The organism is Aquabacterium sp. UBA2148, from assembly GCF_002328915.1.
Lineage (GTDB): Bacteria > Pseudomonadota > Gammaproteobacteria > Burkholderiales > Burkholderiaceae_C > Aquabacterium > Aquabacterium parvum.
Genome location: NZ_DCXA01000275.1, coordinates 6,552 through 7,824 on the forward strand (window position 1 = coordinate 6,552; position 1,273 = coordinate 7,824).

Genomic DNA, 1,273 nt, shown 5'->3' on the forward strand with positions numbered 1-1,273 from the left:
AGGCCAGCCGCCGCATCGAAGACCTGCGCGCCATCCCCTGGGGCTTCTCGTGGGGCCAGTGCCGCGTGGCCCTGCCCGGGTGGTACGGCATGGGCAGCGCCTTCGAGTCATTGCTGGCCGCGCCAGGCACCGAACGCAAGACACAGCTCGCTCTGCTGCAGCGCATGCACAAGCAGTGGCCGTTTTTTCGCACGCTGCTGTCCAACCTGGAGATGGTGCTGGCCAAGAGCGACCTCGCCATCGCCGAGCGCTACGTCAGCCTGGTCGAGGACAAGAAGCTTGGCAAACGCATCATGGCTGCCATCCGCGTCGAGTGGGAGCGCACGTCCACGCACCTGCGCCTGATCACAGGCTCGCGCGAGCACCTCGCCAGCCAGCCCGAGCTCGCCAGCTTCCTGGCCTATCGACTGCCCTACGTCGACCCGCTCAACCACTTGCAAGTGGAGCTCATGAGGCGCTACCGCCAGCAGGCCCTGGACACGCACGCAGCCCCGGACGCGTCGGAAAGGGTTCAGCGCGGCATCCACCTGTCCATCAACGGGGTGGCGGCAGGATTGCGCAACACGGGCTGAGCGTTCACCCTTACAATGCGCGACTGCCAGGAGAGAACCCCCGCCGAGCGAGCAGCTGCGCAGGGGGTCGCCGAAGGCGCAGGGCCTCAGCCGGCAACGGCCGGGCCGCCCGAACGCTCAGGCAAAAGGACTGGCAGACACGACCTCGGTCGTGATCCTCACTGGAGAGAGTCCGGACGTTGCGCCCCCAAAAGGCTGCGGCGAGCCGGGCCACCGAAGGGGCAAGCCTTCACCGCGGTCGCATCGGCTGCGAGGGGTCAATCTCTCAGGTAAAGCGGACAGAGAGGGCAAGCGGAAGTTCGTCGTTTCAGGCACCCCGTGGCTGAAACGGCAGGACGCATCAACACCCTGCCCTCCCGGCCACACCAGCCGGCATTTGCCATGTCCGAACTGCTCACGACCCCGTTGCACGCCCTGCACATCGAACTCGGCGCCAAGATGGTGCCCTTCGGTGGCTACGACATGCCCGTGCAATACGCCAGCGGCATCCTGGCCGAGCACAAGCACACCCGCGCCGCAGCCGGCCTGTTCGACGTCTCGCACATGGGGCAGGTGCTGCTCAGCGGCACCGGAGCCGACGCCGCCCTCGAAACCCTGGTGCCCGTCGACATCGTCGACCTGGCGGTGTTCAAGCAGCGCTACGCCCTGTTCACCAACGACCAAGGCGGCATCCTCGACGACCTGATGGTCACCCGCCGCGA

1 protein-coding gene, 1 pseudogene and 2 riboswitches are annotated in these 1,273 nt (G+C 67.0%); the gene and the pseudogene both read left to right on the forward strand.

Annotated elements, in window-relative coordinates; genetic code table 11:
* Positions 1-572, forward strand: a 572-nt coding sequence (locus tag B2W70_RS15465; RefSeq protein WP_286747013.1) for a phosphoenolpyruvate carboxylase, incomplete at its 5' end; no start/stop codon positions are given.
* 17 nt (positions 573-589) lie between these two features.
* Positions 590-715, forward strand: a riboswitch (glycine riboswitch).
* Positions 716-723: 8 nt separating this feature from the next.
* Positions 724-864, forward strand: a riboswitch (glycine riboswitch).
* 89 nt (positions 865-953) lie between these two features.
* Positions 954-1,273 (forward strand): annotated as a pseudogene (gcvT, locus tag B2W70_RS15470) (glycine cleavage system aminomethyltransferase GcvT); the annotation flags it as partial.